Annotated in this window: 16 protein-coding genes and 3 pseudogenes; 8 read left to right on the top strand and 11 right to left on the bottom strand. The window is 69.4% G+C overall.

What is annotated here, in order from left to right; translation table 11 throughout:
* Nucleotides 1-99: 99 nt before the first annotated feature.
* The 3 genes from OHB56_RS02690 to OHB56_RS02680 all read left to right on the top strand — a co-directional run bounded on the left by OHB56_RS02690 (nt 100) and on the right by OHB56_RS02680 (nt 2,855).
* Complete coding sequence (locus OHB56_RS02690; RefSeq protein ID WP_406351416.1) at nt 100-1,818, top strand: acyl-CoA dehydrogenase family protein; 1,719 nt, start codon at nt 100-102, stop codon at nt 1,816-1,818.
* A gap of 78 nt (nt 1,819-1,896) precedes the next feature.
* The gene (locus OHB56_RS02685; RefSeq protein WP_406351414.1) at nt 1,897-2,166 is read left to right on the top strand and encodes a hypothetical protein; all 270 of its coding nucleotides are present in this window, start codon (nt 1,897-1,899) and stop codon (nt 2,164-2,166) included.
* 278 nt (nt 2,167-2,444) lie between these two features.
* Nucleotides 2,445-2,855 (top strand): DUF6924 domain-containing protein, encoded by a 411-nt coding sequence (locus OHB56_RS02680; protein ID WP_406351412.1) that lies wholly within the window; start codon nt 2,445-2,447, stop codon nt 2,853-2,855.
* Between the two features lie 21 nt (nt 2,856-2,876).
* Here OHB56_RS02680 and OHB56_RS02675 read toward each other — a convergent pair whose 3' ends face one another.
* On the bottom strand, nt 2,877-3,998 hold the full coding sequence (locus tag OHB56_RS02675; RefSeq protein ID WP_406351410.1) for an IS630 family transposase: 1,122 nt from the start codon (nt 3,996-3,998) through the stop codon (nt 2,877-2,879).
* 83 nt (nt 3,999-4,081) lie between these two features.
* Entirely contained in the window at nt 4,082-4,312 is a 231-nt protein-coding gene (locus tag OHB56_RS02670; RefSeq protein WP_406351408.1) for a hypothetical protein, read from the bottom strand.
* 386 nt (nt 4,313-4,698) lie between these two features.
* Here OHB56_RS02670 and OHB56_RS02665 point away from each other — a divergent pair, with 386 nt between their 5' ends.
* Nucleotides 4,699-6,288 carry an ISL3 family transposase gene (locus tag OHB56_RS02665; RefSeq protein ID WP_406351406.1) on the top strand — a complete coding sequence of 530 codons (1,590 nt, stop codon included), beginning with the start codon at nt 4,699-4,701 and terminating at the stop codon, nt 6,286-6,288.
* Between the two features lie 32 nt (nt 6,289-6,320).
* Here the strand turns inward: OHB56_RS02665 and OHB56_RS02660 are convergent, their stop codons facing one another.
* The 7 genes and pseudogenes from OHB56_RS02660 to OHB56_RS02630 all read right to left on the bottom strand — a co-directional run bounded on the left by OHB56_RS02660 (nt 6,321) and on the right by OHB56_RS02630 (nt 13,288).
* Nucleotides 6,321-6,962, bottom strand: coding sequence for a hypothetical protein (locus OHB56_RS02660; RefSeq protein WP_406351405.1), 642 nt, complete (start codon nt 6,960-6,962; stop codon nt 6,321-6,323).
* A gap of 148 nt (nt 6,963-7,110) precedes the next feature.
* Nucleotides 7,111-7,602 (bottom strand): annotated as a pseudogene (locus OHB56_RS02655) (hypothetical protein); the annotation flags it as partial.
* 123 nt (nt 7,603-7,725) lie between these two features.
* The gene (locus tag OHB56_RS02650; RefSeq protein WP_406351403.1) at nt 7,726-9,255 is read right to left on the bottom strand and encodes an FAD-dependent monooxygenase; all 1,530 of its coding nucleotides are present in this window, start codon (nt 9,253-9,255) and stop codon (nt 7,726-7,728) included.
* A 112-nt stretch (nt 9,256-9,367) separates the two neighbouring features.
* Complete coding sequence (locus OHB56_RS02645) at nt 9,368-9,616, bottom strand: hypothetical protein (protein ID WP_406351401.1); 249 nt, start codon at nt 9,614-9,616, stop codon at nt 9,368-9,370.
* A 364-nt stretch (nt 9,617-9,980) separates the two neighbouring features.
* Nucleotides 9,981-11,681, bottom strand: coding sequence for an alpha-amylase family protein (locus tag OHB56_RS02640; RefSeq protein ID WP_406351399.1), 1,701 nt, complete (start codon nt 11,679-11,681; stop codon nt 9,981-9,983).
* A complete protein-coding gene (locus tag OHB56_RS02635) occupies nt 11,672-12,676 on the bottom strand; it encodes a TIGR03885 family FMN-dependent LLM class oxidoreductase (RefSeq protein ID WP_406351398.1) in 1,005 nt (334 codons plus the stop codon). The genes OHB56_RS02640 and OHB56_RS02635 overlap by 10 nt, the downstream gene beginning before the upstream one ends.
* A 129-nt stretch (nt 12,677-12,805) precedes the next feature.
* Complete coding sequence (locus tag OHB56_RS02630; RefSeq protein WP_406351396.1) at nt 12,806-13,288, bottom strand: GNAT family N-acetyltransferase; 483 nt, start codon at nt 13,286-13,288, stop codon at nt 12,806-12,808.
* A 675-nt stretch (nt 13,289-13,963) separates the two neighbouring features.
* Between OHB56_RS02630 and OHB56_RS02625 the strand changes: the two genes are divergently transcribed.
* Entirely contained in the window at nt 13,964-14,167 is a 204-nt protein-coding gene (locus OHB56_RS02625; protein ID WP_326756697.1) for a DUF6417 family protein, read from the top strand.
* Nucleotides 14,168-14,261: 94 nt separating this feature from the next.
* On the opposite strand, the pseudogene OHB56_RS02620 reads toward OHB56_RS02625, so the two are convergent.
* Nucleotides 14,262-14,610 (bottom strand): annotated as a pseudogene (locus OHB56_RS02620) (transposase); the annotation flags it as partial.
* 349 nt (nt 14,611-14,959) lie between these two features.
* Here OHB56_RS02620 and OHB56_RS02615 point away from each other — a divergent pair.
* Nucleotides 14,960-16,387 (top strand): MFS transporter, encoded by a 1,428-nt coding sequence (locus OHB56_RS02615; protein WP_406351394.1) that lies wholly within the window; start codon nt 14,960-14,962, stop codon nt 16,385-16,387.
* A 504-nt stretch (nt 16,388-16,891) separates the two neighbouring features.
* Here the strand turns inward: OHB56_RS02615 and OHB56_RS02610 are convergent.
* Complete coding sequence (locus tag OHB56_RS02610; RefSeq protein ID WP_406351393.1) at nt 16,892-17,569, bottom strand: N-acetylmuramoyl-L-alanine amidase; 678 nt, start codon at nt 17,567-17,569, stop codon at nt 16,892-16,894.
* Between the two features lie 375 nt (nt 17,570-17,944).
* Here OHB56_RS02610 and OHB56_RS02605 point away from each other — a divergent pair, with 375 nt between their 5' ends.
* Complete coding sequence (locus tag OHB56_RS02605; RefSeq protein WP_326756700.1) at nt 17,945-18,118, top strand: hypothetical protein; 174 nt, start codon at nt 17,945-17,947, stop codon at nt 18,116-18,118.
* 179 nt (nt 18,119-18,297) lie between these two features.
* A pseudogene (locus OHB56_RS02600) lies at nt 18,298-18,516 on the top strand (hypothetical protein); the annotation flags it as partial.
* Nucleotides 18,517-18,890 lie beyond the last annotated feature (374 nt).

Raw genomic sequence — 18,890 nt, 5'->3', positions numbered from 1 at the left:
GCCCCGGCGCGGGCCGCCATCCCCCCGACCCGGCTCCCCGGGTCGCAGTGAGCCACACCCCGCGATGCACCCCTACTCGATCTCCGGAAGGCGTACCTCATGGCCGACCAGCTGCTGTTCAACCCGCACACGTACGACCCGGCGCACTTCGACCCCGAGACCCGCAGGCTGCTGCGGGCCACGGTGGACTGGTTCGAGACCCGCGGCAAGCGCAGGCTGATCGAGGACTACCGCTCGCGCGTCTGGCTGGAGGACTTCCTGGCCTTCGCCGCCAAGGAGGGTCTGTTCGCCACCTTCCTCACCCCAGCCGCCGACGGCGACCGGCCGGACCAGCGCTGGGACACCGCCCGTATCGCCGCCCTCAACGAGATCTTCGGGTTCTACGGCCTCGACTATTGGTACGCCTGGCAGGTCACCATCCTCGGCCTCGGCCCGGTCTGGCAGAGCGACAACGCCGTCGCCCGCGCCCGGACGGCCGAACTCCTCTCCCAGGGCGAGGTGTTCGCGTTCGGTCTCTCCGAGAAGAGCCACGGCGCGGACATCTACTCCACGGACATGCTGCTGGAATCCGACGGCAGCGGCGGCTTCCGGGCGACCGGCTCCAAGTACTACATCGGCAACGGCAACGCCGCCGGGCTCGTTTCCGTGTTCGGCCGCCGGACAGACATCGAGGGTCCCGACGGCTACGTCTTCTTCGCGGCTGACAGCCGCCACCCGGCGTACCACCTGGTCAAGAACGTCGTCGACTCCTCCAAGTACGTCAGCGAGTTCCGTCTCACGGACTACCCGGTGGCGCCCGAAGACGTCCTGCACACCGGTCGCGCCGCCTTCGACGCTGCCCTCAATACCGTGAACGTCGGCAAGTTCAACCTGTGCACCGCCTCGATCGGTATCTGCGAGCACGCCATGTACGAGGCCGTGACCCACGCCCACAACCGCATCCTGTACGGCCGCCCCGTCACGGACTTCCCGCACGTGCGGCGCGAACTGGTCGACGCCTATGTGCGCCTCGTCGGCATGAAGCTGTTCAGCGACCGCGCCGTCGACTACTTCCGCTCCGCCGGCCCGGACGACCGCCGCTATCTGCTGTTCAACCCGATGACCAAGATGAAGGTCACCACCGAAGGCGAGAAGGTCATCGACCTGATGTGGGACGTCATCGCGGCCAAGGGCTTTGAGAAGGACAACTACTTCGCCCAGGCCGCGATCGAGATCCGGGGTCTGCCGAAACTCGAGGGCACGGTGCACGTCAACCTCGCACTGATCCTCAAGTTCATGCGCAACCACCTGCTCGACCCGGTCGACCACCCCGAGGTGCCCACCCGCCTCGACGCGGCCGACGACGCCTTCCTCTTCCGACAGGGCCCGGCCCGGGGGCTTGGCTCCATCCGGTTCCACGACTGGCGCACCGCCTTTGACGCGTACGCCACGGTGCCTAACGTGGCCCGGTTCCGCGAGCAGGCCGACGCCCTGTGCGACTTCGTCACCACCTCCGCCCCCGACGAACGGCAGAGCCGCGACCTGGACCTCCTGCTCGCTGTCGGCCAGTTGTTCGCCCTTGTGGTACATGGTCAGTTGATCCTCGAACAAGCCCGGCTCACCGGTCTCGACGAGGACGTGCTCGACGAGCTGTTCGCCATCCTCGTCCGCGACTTCTCGGGCTACGCCGTCGAGCTCCACGGCAAGGACTCCGCCACGGAGCGGCAGCAGAACTGGGCTCTCGGCGCCGTCCGCCGCCCGGTCGTCGACGAGGTCCGCTTCGCCCGCGTATGGGAGCGCGTCGAGGCACTGTCCGGCGCCTACGAGATGGCCCCGTAGCGGTATCCCCCCGGCCGCCCGCCACGGCTGGGCTTCTGCCTCGCGCGTCGGCGGGCAGGGGCTCGACCTTGCTTCCACATGCCACGGACAGAGGTTCGCTCCCGTGACCCCGACCTTGCGAACGAGATCGGGGCGGCGATGGGCTCGCGGGGCTGGGGCCAGCCTCGGGAGCCGCACCCGCACCTGTGCGACGACTGCCAGAGCCGGGCCGTCGCAGCGGAGCAGCAGGTCCAAGCCGACGAACGCGAGCGCCGGGAGCAGGAGCGCCTCCGCCAAGAGCAGGAAGCCGAGCTGGCCGAGCGGGCGGATCAGAAGGCCGGCGGCCGGCTCTCCCGCTTCCGCACCTGACCCGGGCAAGCCCTGCCACCGGCGCCGTGGGAAAGCCCACGTTGTCGGTGGCGGCCGGAACGCTGGACGGATGAACGGCGATGAAGAATAGCTGCTGCGCGGCCGCGTGTACGGCCACGATCCAGGCGATCACCATCGCCTTTCTGGCTTCCGGCTGAGGGCGAGAGTTCGCCCCTCCGCGAGGGCGCCGCGGCCCGGTGAAGGGGCGCTCCTCGTGGCGTACGCGCTGCTAGTGCTGTGGCCGGATTGGTTCACCGGGGTGGCGGTACTGTCCGCGCATGAATCAGCTCCCCTGCACTTTGGAAGCCCTCGTTGTGCGCACCGACTTTTCGGCAGACGGTGCTTGGGACGCGCTGCGGGAGGCGTTGTTCTCGCCAAGCAAGGACGGCTTCTTGGCCAACGTCGCACTCGTCGATGACCGAAGGTACGAGGGCTCGACACCTGACCAGGTCCTCGGCCTGCTCCCCCCGGAGTACCAGCATCCACTTCTGGTCCTGGCGGACTTTGTAGCTGTCGCCTCGACTGCACGGCCTCTTCTCGTGGTGGACCTGCGGGCTGAGCGTGGGCGTTGTATCCGCGTTGTAGCAGCCGAGTTGTGGAGCATCGAGAACAACCTCTCGGGCGCGAACATGGACTTCGAGGAGTTCGTCGGCGCCGTCGACGACGATGGCGTGTTCCGAGGCTTTTGAGTCACTGGCCGCCAGGCGGTGTCAGGCTGCGGGCGCGAGGGGGTGTCCGCCCCAGCGGATGCCCTTTTCGCTGCGGATGCGGGCGCGTTCGCGGCGTTGGGCGGCGAGCAGGTCGGGGTGGCGGGCGTTGGCGTTGCGCCAGCACAGATAGGCGTGCAGGGCCCGGGTCTGGACCACGTGGTTGGGGTGGTGGGAGTTGGCGAGGGTGAACTGCCGCAGCGGGCCGAAGTGCGCCTCGATCGGGTTGGCCCAGGAGGCGTAGGTCGGGGTGAAGCACAGCTCGACCTTGTTCTTCTGCGCCCAGCGGCGGATGTCCGCGCCGGTGTGGGCGGAGAGGTTGTCCAGGATGATGTAGACCGGGGCGCCGTCGGGCCGGGCGGCGCGGATCGACTTCAGCGCGGCCAGGCTGTTGGCGGTGCCCTTGCGGCGGCGGTTGACGCCCCAGAGGGTGTCGTCGCCGACGGAGTAGCAGCCGTGGAAGTAGGTGACGCCGTGGGTGCGGCGGTAGGTCGCCGGCAGGCGGTCGGGCGTGCCCCGCTTCGCCCAGCCCGAGCCGGCGGTGGGCCGGATCCCCAAGGGGCCGAACTCGTCGAAGGCGAAGACCCGGTCCGGAAAGCGGGCCAGCACCTCCTCGATGCGGTCGAGCTTGGCTTCGCGCTCGGGGTCGGGGGATTCCTTCCACGTCTTGGTGCGCTGGAAGGTGATGCCGCGACGCAACAGCAGGCAGCGTAGGGCTTCCCGGCCGATGCGGATGACCCGGCCGTGGACTCTCCGCAGGTAGGCGGCCAGCTTGCGCAGTGACCAGCGGGTGAAGGGCTGCCCGAGCTTGGTGGGGCGGGTGGTGGCCGTCTGGACGACGAAGTCCTCATCGTCAGAGCTGAGCAGGCGGGGACGGCCTCCCGCCCACCGAGGGTCCAGACATGCCAGCCCGATCGCGTTGAACCGGTGGATCACCTCCCGCACCGTGTCCTCATCGGCCTGCACCAGCTGGGCGATCACCGGGACACGGTTCCCGCCGGCCGACGCCAGCAGCATCATCGCGCGTCGATAGCGCACCGAATTCGTGCTGCCCCGACGCACGATCTGCTGCAGCTTCTGCCCTTCCTGATCGGTCAGTCTGCGCACCCGCACAGGCTCGGCCACCACACCTCCAGCGATCGGCACGGACGTCACCGCCCATCCAATCGCTCCCACCACCAACCCGGTGAACCTTCCCGGTCACAGCACTAGCGATACATGAACGGTGGGATCAGTCCGTTCTCATGGAAGCCGGTGATGAGTTCACCGGCCTCGCACTTCGGCGCAGAGTTCGCGACGGCGACCACGTCGTAGGGGCTTCCGTAGTTCCCCATCCAGTGCCACTGTCCGGTCGCTCTGCTCCCGGCGATGCGCTTCTTGAGCTCCTTACCTTCCTCCGCAGAGAGGGCTCGGTCGGTAGGGATTTCTTGCGTAGTCATACAAGGCTCCTTCTCGGAGGGAATTTCCTCTATAACCTGACCTCTTTTCCCGTTTTGCCACTTGAGTCACTGTGGTCACATGGGCGACGCGTGAGGCCTGCCTGCGCCGAGGCATCAGTCGTGGCTGCACGATGATGTCCTCGAACCTCTCCCATTGCGTCCACCGCTTCTCGGTGCGCACTCGTGGAGGCAGCCGGTCGGCGGCCGGAAGTGGGCCCAGGTCCAAGTCGGTGATCTCCGCGATGTGGCTTTGTTCATGAGAATGGGTTCTGGTCCAACTTCTGTGATGTGCCTACTCCCTGTGACTGTTGGTCTTGCTGATAGGTCTCGCGAGATCGTCTGGAAACTGCCGGTGCTGACCGCGTTCGGGCTGATGGTTCTGGGCTGTGGGCGATGTACTGCTCCGGCTGGAAGAGCTGCTCTTCCTGGCGGATCCGGGGATCAAGGTGGTGTCGGTGCAGGACGACGGAGAGGTGATCCGAGTCGGTGTCAGATCCCGGACGGCCGGGGCTCGGTGCCCGGGCTGCGGAAGCAGGTCCGGGCGGGTGCACGGCTCTTATCTGCGGTTTCCAGCTGACCTCCCTGTGGCGGGACGGCGGGTGGTGCTGCGGCTCCGTGTCCGGCGCTTCACATGCGAAGACGTCTCCTGCGGGCGGCGGACGTTCGTCGAGCAGGTCGCGGGCCTGACCCGGCGGTACAGCCAACGGACCGAACGAATGCGGTCGGTGCTGGCCGAGGTCGGCCTCGCCCTGGCCGGTCGCGCCGGCGCCCGGCTGGCCGACGTCTTCGGGTCGAGGGTCAGCCGGAACACGGTCCTGCGGCTGGTCGACTCCCTCCCGGAACCCCAGCCGCAAGTTCCGCGTGTGGTCGGCGTCGACGAGTACGCGATGCGCAAGGGCCGTGTCTACGGGACCGTGCTGGTCGACGTCGAGACCCGCAGGCCGGTTGACCTACTGCCGGATCGCGAGGCAGGCACTGTGGCGGCCTGGCTGGCGGAGCATCCGGGGATCGAGGTCGTCTGCCGTGACCGTGCCCCGTTCTTCGCCGAGGGCGCGAGGATCGGGGCACCCACCGCGGTCCAGGTCGCCGACCGGTTCCACCTCTGGCGCAACCTTGGCGAAGCGGCCGAGCGGTACGTCTCCCGCCACCGCTCGTGCCTTCGCGCGACCTTCACCGTGTCGGTGCCGGAGAAGGCTCCGGCACCGGCCGAGAGCGGGTCGCCATGGCCCACCGGGCACCGGTTCGCCGACCGCACCCGCGCCAAGCACGCCGCCGTCCACGCGCTGCTGGCCGCCGGCCACAGCCGACGCTCGATCCAGCGCCAGCTCGGCATGACCTACCGCACCGTTCAACGCCTGGCCGACGCCGCGAGGCCGGAAGACCTGTTCCAGGGGCAGTGGCAGAACCGCAGGACCAAGCTCGATGACTTCAAGCCCTACCTGCACGAGCGATGGGCCGAGGGCTGCACGAACGCCTGGACCCTCTGGGAAGAGATTAAGACTCACGGCTACACCGGCGGCTACGGAGCCGTCCGCGCCTACCTCCAGCCGTTCCGCACAACCCCGACCGCACCGGCAGCCCGTCCGCCGTCCCCGCGCACGGTCACCGGCTGGATCCTGACTCACCCCGACACCCTGCCGGAGAGCGAGCGAGTGAAGCTCAAATCCGTCCTCGCCGACTGCCCCGAACTGGATGCCCTCACCGGGCACGTCCGCGCGTTCGGGAAGATGCTCACCCAGCTCCAGGGTGACCAGCTCCCGCAATGGATCAAGGCGGTCCGCGCCGACGACCTGCCCAGCCTCCACACCTTCGTCAACGGCCTCGAACGCGATCTCGCCGCCGTCACCGCCGGCCTAACGCTGCCGTGGAGCTCCGGCGTCGTCGAAGGCCACGTCAACCGGATCAAAATGATCAAGCGCCAGATGTACGGACGCGCTGGCTTCGGGTTGCTACGGAAGCGAGTCCTGCTGGCCTGACCGCAGCTCTGTAGCTCGACGAGCGGGTCCATTCAGCTGATCGCGAGCGGCACAGGAGCCAGGCCCAGCTTGCTCCGGCATGAGTCGACGGCCCGGGCGACCCAGGCAGTCACGGCGTCGCGATCTGGCGCGATCGCGTGAAGCTCACGTGCCTTCTCCTGGGCTTCGACCATCCACGGGGCCAGCGGGTCCTCTCGAAGGACTCGCTCGAAGTGATCGCGGGCCGTGTCCGGATCCTCGACCAAGGCGGCCGCGATCCCGGCGTCGAAGCAGTCCCAGAGGAATCCCCGCCGCACCGGCCTGGACGTCAGGTATCGGGCGACGTCTGGCAGAGCTGGGAACCTCTCCCTCAGCGCGGTCACGTTCGCAGCCGCCTGTCGGCTGAGTTCGAGTGCCAGCGGCGTGAACTGGTCCTCGGTGCGGAACGGCTCGGGGCTGACTCGGACTGCGTCCACGTGGAAGGCCAGGTGGTCCACGTCGTGCCACAGCCACATCGCACCGACGTACAGACCGCTGCCGGCAGTGCGTGGCGGGGTGAACTCCACAACCCCGAGCCACCACCCGTGATCATCAATCCACAGCCGCGACCGCCCACGCCGGGCCATGCCGAGCGGCGTCAGGGACTCCCGCGCCGCCGAGGTGATGATCCGGAGAACCGGACTGCGACCTGCCATGACCGGCATTATCAACCGTCCTACCGACACCCCCGTCGGTACTGAGCGTCACCGTTCCACAGAAGTTGGACCAGAGCCTGAGAATGGACAGCAGATGTTGACCACTTTGGGAGGCACGAGAGTCTGGTGCTGTCCGATTGCCAGACGGCTAGAAGAGGCCGGCCGACCTGTCCTGTGTGAGGTTCTCGAGGATCGTGCGCATCCATGGGCTGCGAACGGCTGGTAGCCGGACCAAGGTGTGCTGGAACGTTCCCCGGTCGGCCCGGAACAGGTAATAGGGGCGAGGCGGGAGCGGGTCGTCGCGGAGGACGTCTTGGGGTATGCCGCCCGACGCGGGAACCGGCACGTACGGCTGGGGAGAGACCAGCCACAGCCACACCCCCAGCGGCAGGGGCACCGGGTATGCGGATGCAGCCGGGCCGACAGGGGGCCAGGTCTGACCCGTCTGGGGATGGACCGGTACGAGGAGGATGTCGACGCCCGCGTCGGGGGAGGGCCGTCCCGGTCCGGCCAGGACGGCGTGCCGCGTTGGCGGGCCTGCGGGCAGCAGGGCATCGAGCGCGCGTTGAAACACGTCCGCGGTCAGATCATTGGAGACCTTCACCGGCTGCCCTTTGGAGGCCGCCAGTAGGTGGGCGAGGTGCTGCTCGTGTGCACGGAGAGCGCCGGTCGCTCGTAGCAGGCCACACCCGGACGTGCAACCGGTACTCAGGTGCAGGATCTACGGTCGGAGAGGCCACCGGCCGTATTGCGGCGGGTGGAATCAACGGCGGCCGACCGGCAGCCAGTGGTCCAGGTAGGTCCGCAGGCCGTCCAGGTCGGCGCCCCGGGCGACATAGCCCAGGTAGCCGTCGGGGCGGACGAGTCCCTGCGTGACGCCCGGCCACGGGCTCTGTCCGCCGAGCCGGTGGACGGAGAGCAGGCCGATTCGTCCTTCCAGGGCCGAGGAGAGCCGTTCGTCCGGCCAGAGGGGCGGTGGCCCGGACAGCAGCAGGTGCCAGCCCGGTGCCGCCGTACGTGCCTGCAGTCCACGGGGCAGGTCGGGCAGCCGGTCCCCGGCTCTCGGCCCGCCCCTGGGCGGTCGTGAGCCGGCCGTGGAGGCGGGGCTGCGCCGGTAGTGGATGCCCAGTTCGGAGACGGTTCGAAAGAGCCGCCCGCGGATCCCGGCCGCGCGGAGCGCCAGCGGCGCCAGACGCGGGGCGACCTGGGTACGGCCGACGCGGATGACGGGGTTGTTGCTGGTGGCGATGCTGAAGGCGCGGTCGGTGAAGCGCAGCACGCTGTGGCCGACGGGTGCCCGCTCGGCCTCATACGTTGCCAGCAGTTCCTCGGGTGCCACGCCCCGGCAGGTGAGGGCGAGCTTCCAGCCGAGGTTGAGCGCGTCCTGGATGCCGGTGTTCATGCCCTGCGCGCCGGCCGGGCTGTGGATATGGGCCGCATCGCCCGCGAGGAAGCAGGGGCCGGAGCGGTAGCGGTCGGCGCCACGGTTGTGGAGGCGGAAGTCGGTCATCCAGACGGGATCCCGCAGCATCAGCCGCTCGCCGGTGTAGCGGTTGGTGATCTCCTGCAACAACGGCAGGTCCACCTCGGCCTCCGGGGCGTCGGGCGGGCGCATCGCGAGCATGCGCCAGCCGGCCGGCGAGCCGAGCGGGAAGAAGAACACCATCCCCGCCCCGCTCATGTACGCATGCACGGAGTCCGGCTCCAGCCCGTCGACCTCCAGATCGGCGAGCAGGAACGTCTGCGGGTAGGCGTATCCCTCGAATCCGATGCCGCTCTGGCCGCGCACGGTGCTGTGGGCGCCGTCGCAGCCCACGACGTAGCGCGCCTCCACAGCCTCCTGCGAGCCGTCGTCGTGGCGCAGCCGGCAGTCGACGAGCGAGTCCGCCGCCTCCAGCCGGACCAGTTCGGTGCCGCGCTCGATCGTCACGTCCCGCGCGGCCAGATATTCGGAGAGGACACGCTCCGTCTCGGCCTGCGAGAGGAACAACAGGAACGGGTACGCCGTGTCGGTCAGCCCGATGTCGAACAAGCGCAGCGCCACCACGCGGCGGGGCAGGTGGAGCCGCAGCCGCATCGCCGGGTTGCCCCGGGCCACCAACTCGTCCGTCACCCCGAAGCCCGCCAACGCCTCCAGGGTGCGGGGCTGGATGGCAAGCGCCCGCGACTCCCGCACCCGGTCGAGGGAACGATCGACGATCCTGAACCGCGCTCCGTACGAGTGCAGTTGCGCGGCGAGGGCAAGGCCGGTCGGCCCCGCTCCCACTACCAGCACGTCCAGCGGCGCCGTCATGAATCCACGGTAGTGGAGACGAGAGGCGCGCGAGATCGTTTGGCGCGTACTGCGTCGAGCCTGTGCCCCCGCTGCGACGAGTAGAGGGACCGAGCGACCGCCGCCGCTGCGGTCAGCGTGAGCGGCTGAGCAGGGACAGGGCGTACGCGGCGTCGCGTCCGACGCCGCGTAGGGCGTGGGAGGAGAAGCTGCGCTGGAACTCGATGCCGACGAACCCGAGCCCGGGGACGGTGGTGATGCCGCCGTGGTGCCGGGACCGGCCGTCGGAGTCCAGGGTGTCGCTGCCGTTCAGGTAGGGGAAGGTGCGGCGGTAGCCGGTGGCCCAGAGGATCGTGTCGACGGGTTCGCGCCGTCGGGCCACACGACACCGTCCGGGGTGAAGCGGATGAACATCTCGCGCCGCTCCACGCCATGGACGGTGAGAGCCGTGCGATGGTGCCCGTCGTCGAGGACGGACACCGAAGCCTGACTGGCCGACGCCGATGACGATGAGGTCGGCGTGGTGCTCCATGGGACCCTTCCCCTCAAAGCGTCGTTGTTTCGGGAAGTGACGAAATAGGAGCCGTGAAGCGGTACCGTCGGGCAGATCACCCTGTCGGCATTCCAGCCGGCCTCGCGCAGGTACGCCTCCCACGGCCGGGGTCCGTCCGGGCCGACGGCGGGGCCGGGCCGGCGGGCGCCGGAGGGCCTCGATCACCCCAAGAGGCTTTCCGGTGGGCGCCGTGTCAATCGGAGGCGACCCTTTCGGGGTCGTCGGCCTGGGTGCCGACGCGCAGCCACCGGTATCCGTAAGCGGGCAGTTCGACGGCGAGCAGGCCGTCGTCGGGAACGGTGAGTCCGGCGTGCCCCTCGTCGAGCAGATCCGTCAGCCTCCCGCCGGCCCCCGCCTCGGGCAGCCGTAGCCGCGCGGTGACCGGCCGGCCGGCGAAGTTGTGCAGGGCCAGGACCGTCCCGTCGGTGGTACGGCTGACGTGGGCAAGGACGGGGCGCTCCCCGCTCTCGACCAGCCGGTACTCGCCCCAGGCCAGCTCGGGAGCCTCCCGGTAGCGCTCGGCGAACAGCCGCATGCGGCTCAGCAGGGAGTCGGGGTCGCGGCTCTGCTCGTACACGTTGACTTTCTGCGGTGCGAACGCGCCGTCCGCCAGAGGGTTGGGGAAGGTGTCGGGCGCGCCGGTGGAGAACCCGGCACCCTCCTCCGGGGTCCACTGCATGGGCGTGCGGACGGCCTGACGGCCCTCGGCGGCCAGGTTCTCGCCCATGCCGATCTCCTCGCCGTAGAAGAGCACGGGGGTGCCCGGCAGGGTGAACAGCAGGCTGTAGGCGAGTTCGATACGGCGGCGGTCGCCGTCGACCATGGGCGGCAGCCTGCGGCGCAGACCGCGGTTGTACAGCTGCATGTCCTTGTCGGGGCCGAAGGAGGCGAAGACCTCGGCGCGTTCGTCGTCGCTCAGCTTGTCGAGGGTGAGCTCGTCGTGGTTGCGCACGAACGTGGCCCAGTGGGCGTCTCGTGGAGCCGCGGGCCGCTCCCGCAGCGCGGCAGCGAGCGGGTCCGCGTCCTCGCGCGCCATCGACAGGTACATCTGCTGCATCCCGACGAAGTCGAAGCACATGGTCAGCTCGTCCCCGCGGTCCGAGTCGGGGTCCCCGAAGAACCGGTAGAGGCCGTCGTACGGCAGATTGACCTCGCCGAGCAGTACCGACTCGCCGTTGCGGCGGCCCAGGAAGGCGCGCAGGTCGGCGAGGTACTCGTGAGGGTCGGGCAGCGCGTCGGCATCGTCCTGCCCGTCCGTCTCCAGCAGGAAGGGCACGGCGTCGACCCGGAACCCGGACAGTCCCCACTGTGTCCAGAAGCCCATGACGCGGGCTATCTCGTCGCGCACCTCGGGGTTGGCGACGTTGAGATCGGGCTGCTGCTTGTAGAAGCGGTGCAGGTAGTACTGGCCGCTGCCCTCGTCGTACTCCCACAGGCTGTCCTCCGTGTTGGGGAAGACCACCCCCTTGGGCCCGTCCTCAGGGGGCTCGTCCTTCCAGACGTACCAGTCGCGATGGTCGGAGTCCCGGCCGGAGCGGGCGTCCTGGAACCAGGGGTGGTCCTCGGAGGTGTGGTTGACGACGAGATCGGCGATCACGCGGATGCCACGGTCCCGGGCAGTGCGGACGAACTCGGTGAAGTCGCCGAGCGTCCCCAGGCGGGGGTCGACACCGTAGAAGTCCGTGATGTCGTATCCGTCGTCGCGTTCCCGCGTCGGGTGGAAGGGCATCAGCCACACGCACGTCACGCCGAGGCACACCAGATGATCGATGCGCTGCGTGAGGCCCGCGAAGTCACCGATCCCGTCGCCGTTGCCGTCCTGGTACGTCTCGACGTCCAGGCAGTACACCACCGCGTTCTTCCACCACAGGTCGGACGTGCGGGTCAGACGCATCGGTACTCCTTTGCTGTGGCGGGCAGCGGGCGGGTGACGTCGAGCCGCGGCAGCACCTCGGCGCCGAATGTGTCGATGAACGCGCTCTGTTCACGGCCCACGTGGTGCAGCATCACGACGTCGAAGCCGAGTTCCGCGTACTCCTGGAGCCAGGCGGTGTGCCGGCCGAGATCGGACGAGACGTTTACCGTGCCCGCCACCTGCTCGGGCGTCACGTGCTCGCTGACGATGTCGAACAGTTCCGCGGAGTCCAGGTCCCAGCTGGCCGGGGGAGCGTGCACGTTGGTGCGCCACTGGTCGTGCGCCAGTGCGAGGGCCTGGTCCTCGTCGGGCGCCCAGCTCAGGTGCACCTGAAGGTGCGCGGGCCCACGGCCGCCCGCCTCGCGGTAGGCACCGACGATCTCACGCAGCCGTTCCCGAGGGGCGTTGACCGTGATCAGGCCGTCCGCCCACTGCGCGCACCAGGCCGCCGTGGCCGTGCTGCACGCGGCTCCGATCAGCGGCGGTACGGCGGGCGGCAGCGTCCACAGCCTGGCCCGGTCCACGGTGACGAGTCCGTCGTGGCTGACCTCCTCCCCGCTCAGCAGGGCACGGATGACATCGACGCACTCGCGCAGCCGCGCATTTCGGACCTCCTTGCGGGGCCAACCCGCCCCCGTGATGTGCTCGTTGGAGGCTTCACCACTGCCGAGCGCCACCCAGAACCGGCCCGGGTACATGGATGCGACACCGGCGACCGCCTGGGCGATGATCGCCGGGTGATAACGCTGGCCGGGGGCGTTCACCACGCCGAACGGCAGATGGCCGGTGGCCTGGAGGGCGGAGCCGAGCCACGACCAGGCGAATCCGGACTCCCCTTGACGGACGCTCCACGGCGAGAAGTGGTCCGAGCACATGGCGGCGGTGAATCCCGTTTGTTCCGCGTGCACCACGGCGGCGAGCAGGTCCGAGGGCGGGATCTGCTCGTGCGAGGCGTGTAATCCGTAAACAGTCATGCCGAGCGGTTACCCCCGGGATCCACCCGCAGCGGAGACAAGGCCGGAAGAACCCCGAAAACCCGTTGTGCCCCGGCGGACTGGCGGCGAAAACGGGCGCGCCCCACGGCAAGTGGGCCCGGTCGGCGGTTACGGGATCAAAAACTCCAGCTCGGGCCGGTCCCACGCCACCGCGGGCGGGTTCGCGGAGACGGTTCCGGTGAGCAGCGCGCCCACGCTGCGGTAGAACTCCTCGGCCGGAGGATGCGACACGACGCGGACACGGTCCAGCCCCGCCGCGCGCGCCTCGGACTTCATGTGTTCGACGAGCAGCCGCCCGATGCCGCGGCGCTGCGATCCGTCGGCGACGAAGAGCAGGTCCAGCTCCGGCGGCGCGAGGACCAGCGAATAGAAACCGAGCACCCCGCCCGCGGGATCATCGGTGTCGACGGCCACGAAGACCCGGTGGGCCTCGATGTAGTTGGGACCGACGCGGTAGCCCGCGACCATCGCCGCGTACGGGCCCTCGTAGGCGCGTGAGCTGCGCACGAGCCGCGTGAGCCGCTTGGCGTCCCGGGCGACGGCCTGTCGTACGGCGTTCGCTCCAGGCGTGGGCGTAATGCTCGGATTCATGTAGAGAGTATTACGCATCCGAAAGGGGGCTTGCGCGGTGGGTAGGAGCGATGAAGCCGCCGTGGGTGTACCGGGCGGGGTGACGGCCGTCCAGTCACGTAGACGGGCGGACTGTGCCCGTCGATCCCGTGCTCGAGGAGCCGGTCCGGCGGGTCCGGCGGGTCCGGTCGGGCGTCGATGCCACGCCGACGTTCGGTTTCCCGGCGCTCCTCGTCGGCGATCCACCACCGGGTGCGCTCCAGGTCACGCAGCTGCACGCACTCCAAGGAGCGCAGCGACAGCAGGCGCGTCGGACCTGATTCGTTCACAGGTTCGGCCCTCGTCGACGAAGAGACCGGCGCCGTAGTGAGGACGTGGCCGGACCAGGCGTGATCGCCTGCCCCTTCTGGACGCCGTCGTGAGCGGGCCGCACCCGTGCCGGGCGGGCCGGGAATGCCGACGCGGCTGTCCGTGTTGGGATGAGCGTGGTTGTGGAGGGGGCAGTGTCCCCGGGCCTCACCTGTTTGCCTGCAGGGACGATCGTTCGGCTGAAGCCCTGCAAAGCCTTTCGCCGCGTAGGCGACCGCCCTTCACCAGCGCATCTCTTCCGATCAGCCCCGTCCCGCGCCCGCTGGACGGGGCTGACGTCTCTCCGGCTCCGCGTGACCGTGGCGGACCCGGGTATGTTGCCCGGTCATGGACGACTACGAGCACATCGACCTGGACGAGATCCTCTCCGCGCCGATGGAGACGGCGGAGCGCCTGGCGCTGCTGACGTCGGAGGAGGCTTACGACGTGTTGTGCCTGCTGGTGACCGCTTCGCAGGAGGGTGGGTCGATGTCGCGGGATGCGGACCGGCTGGCAAAGGCCATCGCTGTCCGCATCCCGTCGGAGAACTGACCCCGGCCGATGACCCGGTAGGCCCGGGCGTCGCAGGCCGGCTCCCGTCGTGCAGGCACTACCGCCGGTCGGCCGCGCTGGTGGAGCTCAAGACGCCCTTTTTAGCCCTCACGTGCGCGGAGTCGAGAACCGCACGGGAGAGGTCGACCGGATCCCGCTCGTCCAGAAGCTGGAGAACCTTCTGATGCAGCCGTCCCCAGACCCCGGAGCGGGACCGGATGGCAAACCGGCGATGCCCGGTCGACTTCGATGCCCGAAGCGCGGCGGCAACGCCCGCCAGGCACAGCCGGACACCAAGACGTAGATGATCGCGGCAAGGCCGCCTCATCATCGATGTCCGCGACCCCACCGCCTTGCGGACGCACCCGCGCCGGCGGCAGCGACGGCCTCGCGACCTCCCGCAAGCCGTCCGGAACAATCCATCCCCACCGTCCGCTCCCCATGTCCAGCACCAGTGCCGACTGGCCACACAGGAGACGGCGTAAGCAGTACCGCAGACAGAACAGCCACAACAAGGGCGGTGTGCGCGGCGGGCAGGATGCGGACGTTGAGCAGAACCCTGCCGCAGGGCGCCCGCAACCTGCGCGGCGACATACTCCGTCGTCCAGGGCCTCGCACCTCCTGGAACCCGGGCATCGCCGACACGTACCGGGCGCCTCGGCGTCGACTCACCGCCCGGCTTGAGCGATCCCGGACACCATCGCAGCCGACCCGGCTCCATCAGTGTGGCGAATTCATCCCTTATGGTGGCTTTTGGTGCGGGGTCTTCGCGGGCAAGAGGGAGTTGGGGCCGTGGCGTTCGCGGAGTCGGCCGATGGCGGTGAGTCCACGTCCTCTCCCGCGTCGGCCCCAGGGCCCGGGCGACGGTCCTGGGCGCCGCTACTGGCGGTGTGCACCGGGTATTTCATGGTGATTCTGGATGTGACGGTCATCAACGTCGCCGTGCCGGTGATCGGCCGGGAGCTGTCGGCCTCGCTCACCGGCATCCAGTGGATCACCGATGGGTACACCCTGGTCTTCGCCGGGTTCCTGCTGACCGGTGGCGCGCTGGGCGACCGGCTGGGCAACCGCCGGGTCTTCTGCTCGGGCGTGGCGGTGTTCACTGTGTCCTCGGCCGCGTGCGCGCTCGCGCCGAGCACCCCCTTCCTGGTTGCGGCCCGACTGGTGGAGGGGCTCGGTGCGGCGTTGATCGTGCCCGGTTCCCTGGCCCTGCTCCAGCATGCCTACCCGGCGCCGGCCGCACGCTCGCGGGCCTTCGGACTGTGGGGGTCGATGGCGGGCATCGCGGCCTCCGCCGGGCCGCTGCTGGGCGGGCTTCTCGTTTCCACGGTGGGGTGGCGCTGGGTATTCCTCATCAACCTGCCCGCCGGCATGGCCTGCCTGGTACTGACGCTGCGGCATGTGGCCCGCTCGCCCCGGCGCGCCGCACGGTCCCTGGACTGGCCGGCGCAGTGCGCGGTCGTGGCGGCAGTGGCGCTGCTGACCGCGGCGCTCAACGAGGCCGGACGGCGGGGCTGGTCCGATCCGGTTGTCCTCGCCGGGGTGGGCCTGGCCGCGCTGGCCGCCGCGGCATTCGCGGTGCGCGAGCGGCTGGCCCGGTCTCCTGCCCTTCCGCTGAGCCTGCTGCGGTCTCGCACGATAAGCGGCGGAGCCGTCATCGGCCTTCTGTTCAACTTCGGCTTCTACGGCATGGTGTTCACCGCCAGCTTGGAATTCCAGCACCAGCGCGGCTTCAGCGCCCTGGGCACCGGACTGGCGCTTTTCCCGGCGGTAGCGATGACCATGTTCGCCTCCGTCCTGTCCGGGCGGCTGGCCCGCCGCACCGGCGATCGTCCACTGGTGGTCTTCGGCATGCTCCTGGCCGGTACGGGGCTGGCCGGCTGGGCCTTGGCGGGAGCGGACCCCGCCTACCCGTTGTTGGTGGCCCCGATGATGGCCGCGGGGTTCGGCACCTCCTTCGCCCTCACCGGTTCGACCGCCACCGTGATGGGTGCCGCACCCCCGGCGTACTCGGGGGCCGCCTCCGCACTGTTCAACACCACCCGCCAGATCGGCAGCGCCACCGGCGTAGCGCTCGGCGGCAGCCTGCTCGCCACAGCCGCCAACTACGACATCGGGCTGCGCACCAGCATGGCCATCGGCGCGCTCGCCTACCTCACCGCCGCGGGCCTCGCATGGCTGTGCGTGCCGGCGAAGCCCGAAGGACGTAAGGCTCCTTGAGACCCGTCGGGCAGGCCGGTGCAGTCTCCGCCTCCGCCTCCGCCACACAGGCGTTCCCCGAAGAGCACCTGCGTGGGCACTGTCACGTTGGCTGACGGTGTGGGATGGTCTTCGGGTTGATCGTGCCGTGTCGGGGGTTGCTGGTGTCGTCCGTGCATGACCGACCAGAAGATCCTCCCACCCGCTCAGCCAACGTGACGGCGCCCTTCGAACCGACACGGTCCCCATGCGGGACCCGCCGCCCGCCAGAGGCAACCGGCCTCCGCGCGCTCTTGCTGTCATCGATTTTGAATGCGAGCTCCGACCAAGGGCTGCGCTCCGGTCACGGAGAACGCGGGCCGTCGCTGGTGGTGGCCCGCCGGGCCGTGGCCACCACCAGCGCAGAGACGGAAGGCAGCGCCGAACACCCCGGCGGCCGGCGCCAGCACCGCGGCCCGAACTCGGTGTGCCGGCGCCCCTGGTGTCGTACCGGCCGCCCTCGGTCCAGCTGAGGCTCACCAGGATTCAGATACCGAGCGCATCGAACAGGGCGTGTACCACGCGGTTGACGCCGCCCGGGCCGGTCAGCAGAGCCTTGTCGTCCCGGTTGGTGAGGAACCCGCACTCGGCGATGAACGCTCGCTGGTTACCGGCCTCGACGGCTTTTCGGGTGCCGTAGTACTTCTTCAGGTTCTCGGTGTAATTGTCGTCCCGAAACCCGCCCGACCAGCCGCGCTGTTCGTAGGCATGTTTCCATGCCTGAGCGAGAGACTGCCCTGCGGCGTTGCGGTAGCCGACGCTCGCCCCCCGCGCGTTCTGATGGGTCGAGCCGTCGCAGTGGAAGGCGACGAACGCGTCGCCGGCGTACTTCTCCAAGGGCTCGTCGGCTTTGATGACCCGCAGGTGCCAAAGCTCCCGGCCCGGCGGGCCGGGCTTTCCGAGTTCCTCGGCACAGGCATCGGCCACCGCTTTCACAAATGCCTGTTCCCCTGGTGTGCCGGTGGCACCCGATGTACGGAAACAATGGCCCATCTGCACCACGAGGATCCGTGCGGTCGGTCTCTTCTCCTCGTCCTGGGGCCATGGCGGGGCATCGGACTCCTCGGCCGTGGCGTGGACAGGAGCGTCTGCGGCGTCGGGGAGAGTCCGGTCGTTTTCCGGGCCGCCTTCGGCCTCGGCGTTGGGTTCGTCTTCGTGAGTCACGTGGGCTCCCGCTGAGGTGTTTTGTTCCGCGGTGGCGTAACTGGGAACGGCCGGCGTTTTGAGGCCTTCGCCCCGCACCTGCGCCGTCAGGCCGACCTCATCGATCCTCTCCCCAGCGGGTCTCCGGCACCGCGTCGGTGCCGGAGACCCGCCGGGGAGTGACTGCTCGCCCGTGACCGTCGGCCTGGCCCGGCCCGGTCTGCCGGGGTGCGTGGCAGGCCTTTCGATCACCGTCACACCGTCCGCACCGCACCGCAACACGGCGCCGTCCATCGTGAGCCCGGTTCAAAAGCGTCGCCGGCCTGCGCGGGCGCAGCTTCGCCTGCCTCCGCGGTACCACCGATGCGTCTTGCCGAACGCCGACGTTCAGCCCCGGTGACAGCTGCCGTGCAGGCGCCTGGGGTGTTCGACTCCGCCGCGCAGCCGGACACATCTTCGGCGGCCACGCCGCGCAGCGGGAAAATCGACATCCTGCGCGTCGGGGATGGTTACCTCGGCCTGGCCGACGACGCGATCCAGGATCTCCCGGTCCGCAGCGCCTTCGGGTGAGCTCAGTCCGCGAGTCGCTCCCGCGCCGAGCTGTTCCACCGTCACGCTCCCCGTCTCCGGCAGCCCCTCGGCCGTTCAGGCTGCCTGGGCGTGGGGGACGGAGCCCTCGGCGTCGTCGAGGAGGATCTTCTTGGCCAGGTTGACCGTGAGTGCGTCCTCGCCCAGGTCCATGAGGTGGGCGACTCCGCGCGGACGGATTCGAGGTCCGCGACGAGGATGTCGCCCGACTGTGGCCGTTCGTGCGCCACCACATCAACGTGCTCGGGCGGTACTCCTTCCAGCTCCCCGAGCTGCCCGGCGTGCTGCGGCCCCTGCGCGACAAGAACGCCACCGACGACGAGCAGGATCCGTGCCCGAAGCAGTTCCAACGAGGCCCGGGCCGCACATGGCTCGCCTGAACGTTTTCACCCCACCTACGTTGCCTTCGACGACCCCGGAACTCCACGTCGCCACCCGCTACGAGAAGATCACGAGGGTCCACCTGGCAGGGCGCCACATCGTGGGCATCTTCCTCTGGTCCGCCCGGTGATCCGACCGGTGCTGGCTGGGCCGGATCCCCGTATTGCCGAGGGGCGCGGCTTCAGCGCGAGGTGATCTGCAGGAGGGGAGGCGGGGTACACCGGGGCATCTCTTGGTACGGGCAGGCGACGGATGGGAACGACGCGGTGGGCGGCTGTACCGGCCCGACTACCGTCGATCACTGGACCTCCTCGGTCACCGGCCACCCCGTCCCCGACGCCTATCTCGCCTACGCCTCCTACGTCGTGGGTAA

Source organism: Streptomyces sp. NBC_01635, assembly GCF_045209715.1.
GTDB classification, from domain to species: Bacteria; Actinomycetota; Actinomycetes; order Streptomycetales; family Streptomycetaceae; genus Streptomyces; species Streptomyces hirsutus.
The sequence above is the reverse complement of the archived record's forward strand: the minus strand, read 5'-3'. Positions and strand labels throughout refer to the sequence as shown.

What these genes read in the sequence shown, in the direction of transcription:
- OHB56_RS02690 (WP_406351416.1), top strand. Translation starts at nt 100, where the DNA reads ATGGCCGACCAGCTGCTGTTCAACCCGCACACGTACGACCCGGCGCAC.
- OHB56_RS02685 (WP_406351414.1), top strand. Translation starts at nt 1,897, where the DNA reads ATGCCACGGACAGAGGTTCGCTCCCGTGACCCCGACCTTGCGAACGAG.
- OHB56_RS02680 (WP_406351412.1), top strand. Translation starts at nt 2,445, where the DNA reads ATGAATCAGCTCCCCTGCACTTTGGAAGCCCTCGTTGTGCGCACCGAC.
- OHB56_RS02670 (WP_406351408.1), bottom strand. Translation starts at nt 4,312, where the DNA reads ATGACTACGCAAGAAATCCCTACCGACCGAGCCCTCTCTGCGGAGGAA.
- OHB56_RS02660 (WP_406351405.1), bottom strand. Translation starts at nt 6,962, where the DNA reads ATGGCAGGTCGCAGTCCGGTTCTCCGGATCATCACCTCGGCGGCGCGG.
- OHB56_RS02650 (WP_406351403.1), bottom strand. Translation starts at nt 9,255, where the DNA reads ATGACGGCGCCGCTGGACGTGCTGGTAGTGGGAGCGGGGCCGACCGGC.
- OHB56_RS02640 (WP_406351399.1), bottom strand. Translation starts at nt 11,681, where the DNA reads ATGCGTCTGACCCGCACGTCCGACCTGTGGTGGAAGAACGCGGTGGTG.
- OHB56_RS02635 (WP_406351398.1), bottom strand. Translation starts at nt 12,676, where the DNA reads ATGACTGTTTACGGATTACACGCCTCGCACGAGCAGATCCCGCCCTCG.
- OHB56_RS02630 (WP_406351396.1), bottom strand. Translation starts at nt 13,288, where the DNA reads ATGAATCCGAGCATTACGCCCACGCCTGGAGCGAACGCCGTACGACAG.
- OHB56_RS02625 (WP_326756697.1), top strand. Translation starts at nt 13,964, where the DNA reads ATGGACGACTACGAGCACATCGACCTGGACGAGATCCTCTCCGCGCCG.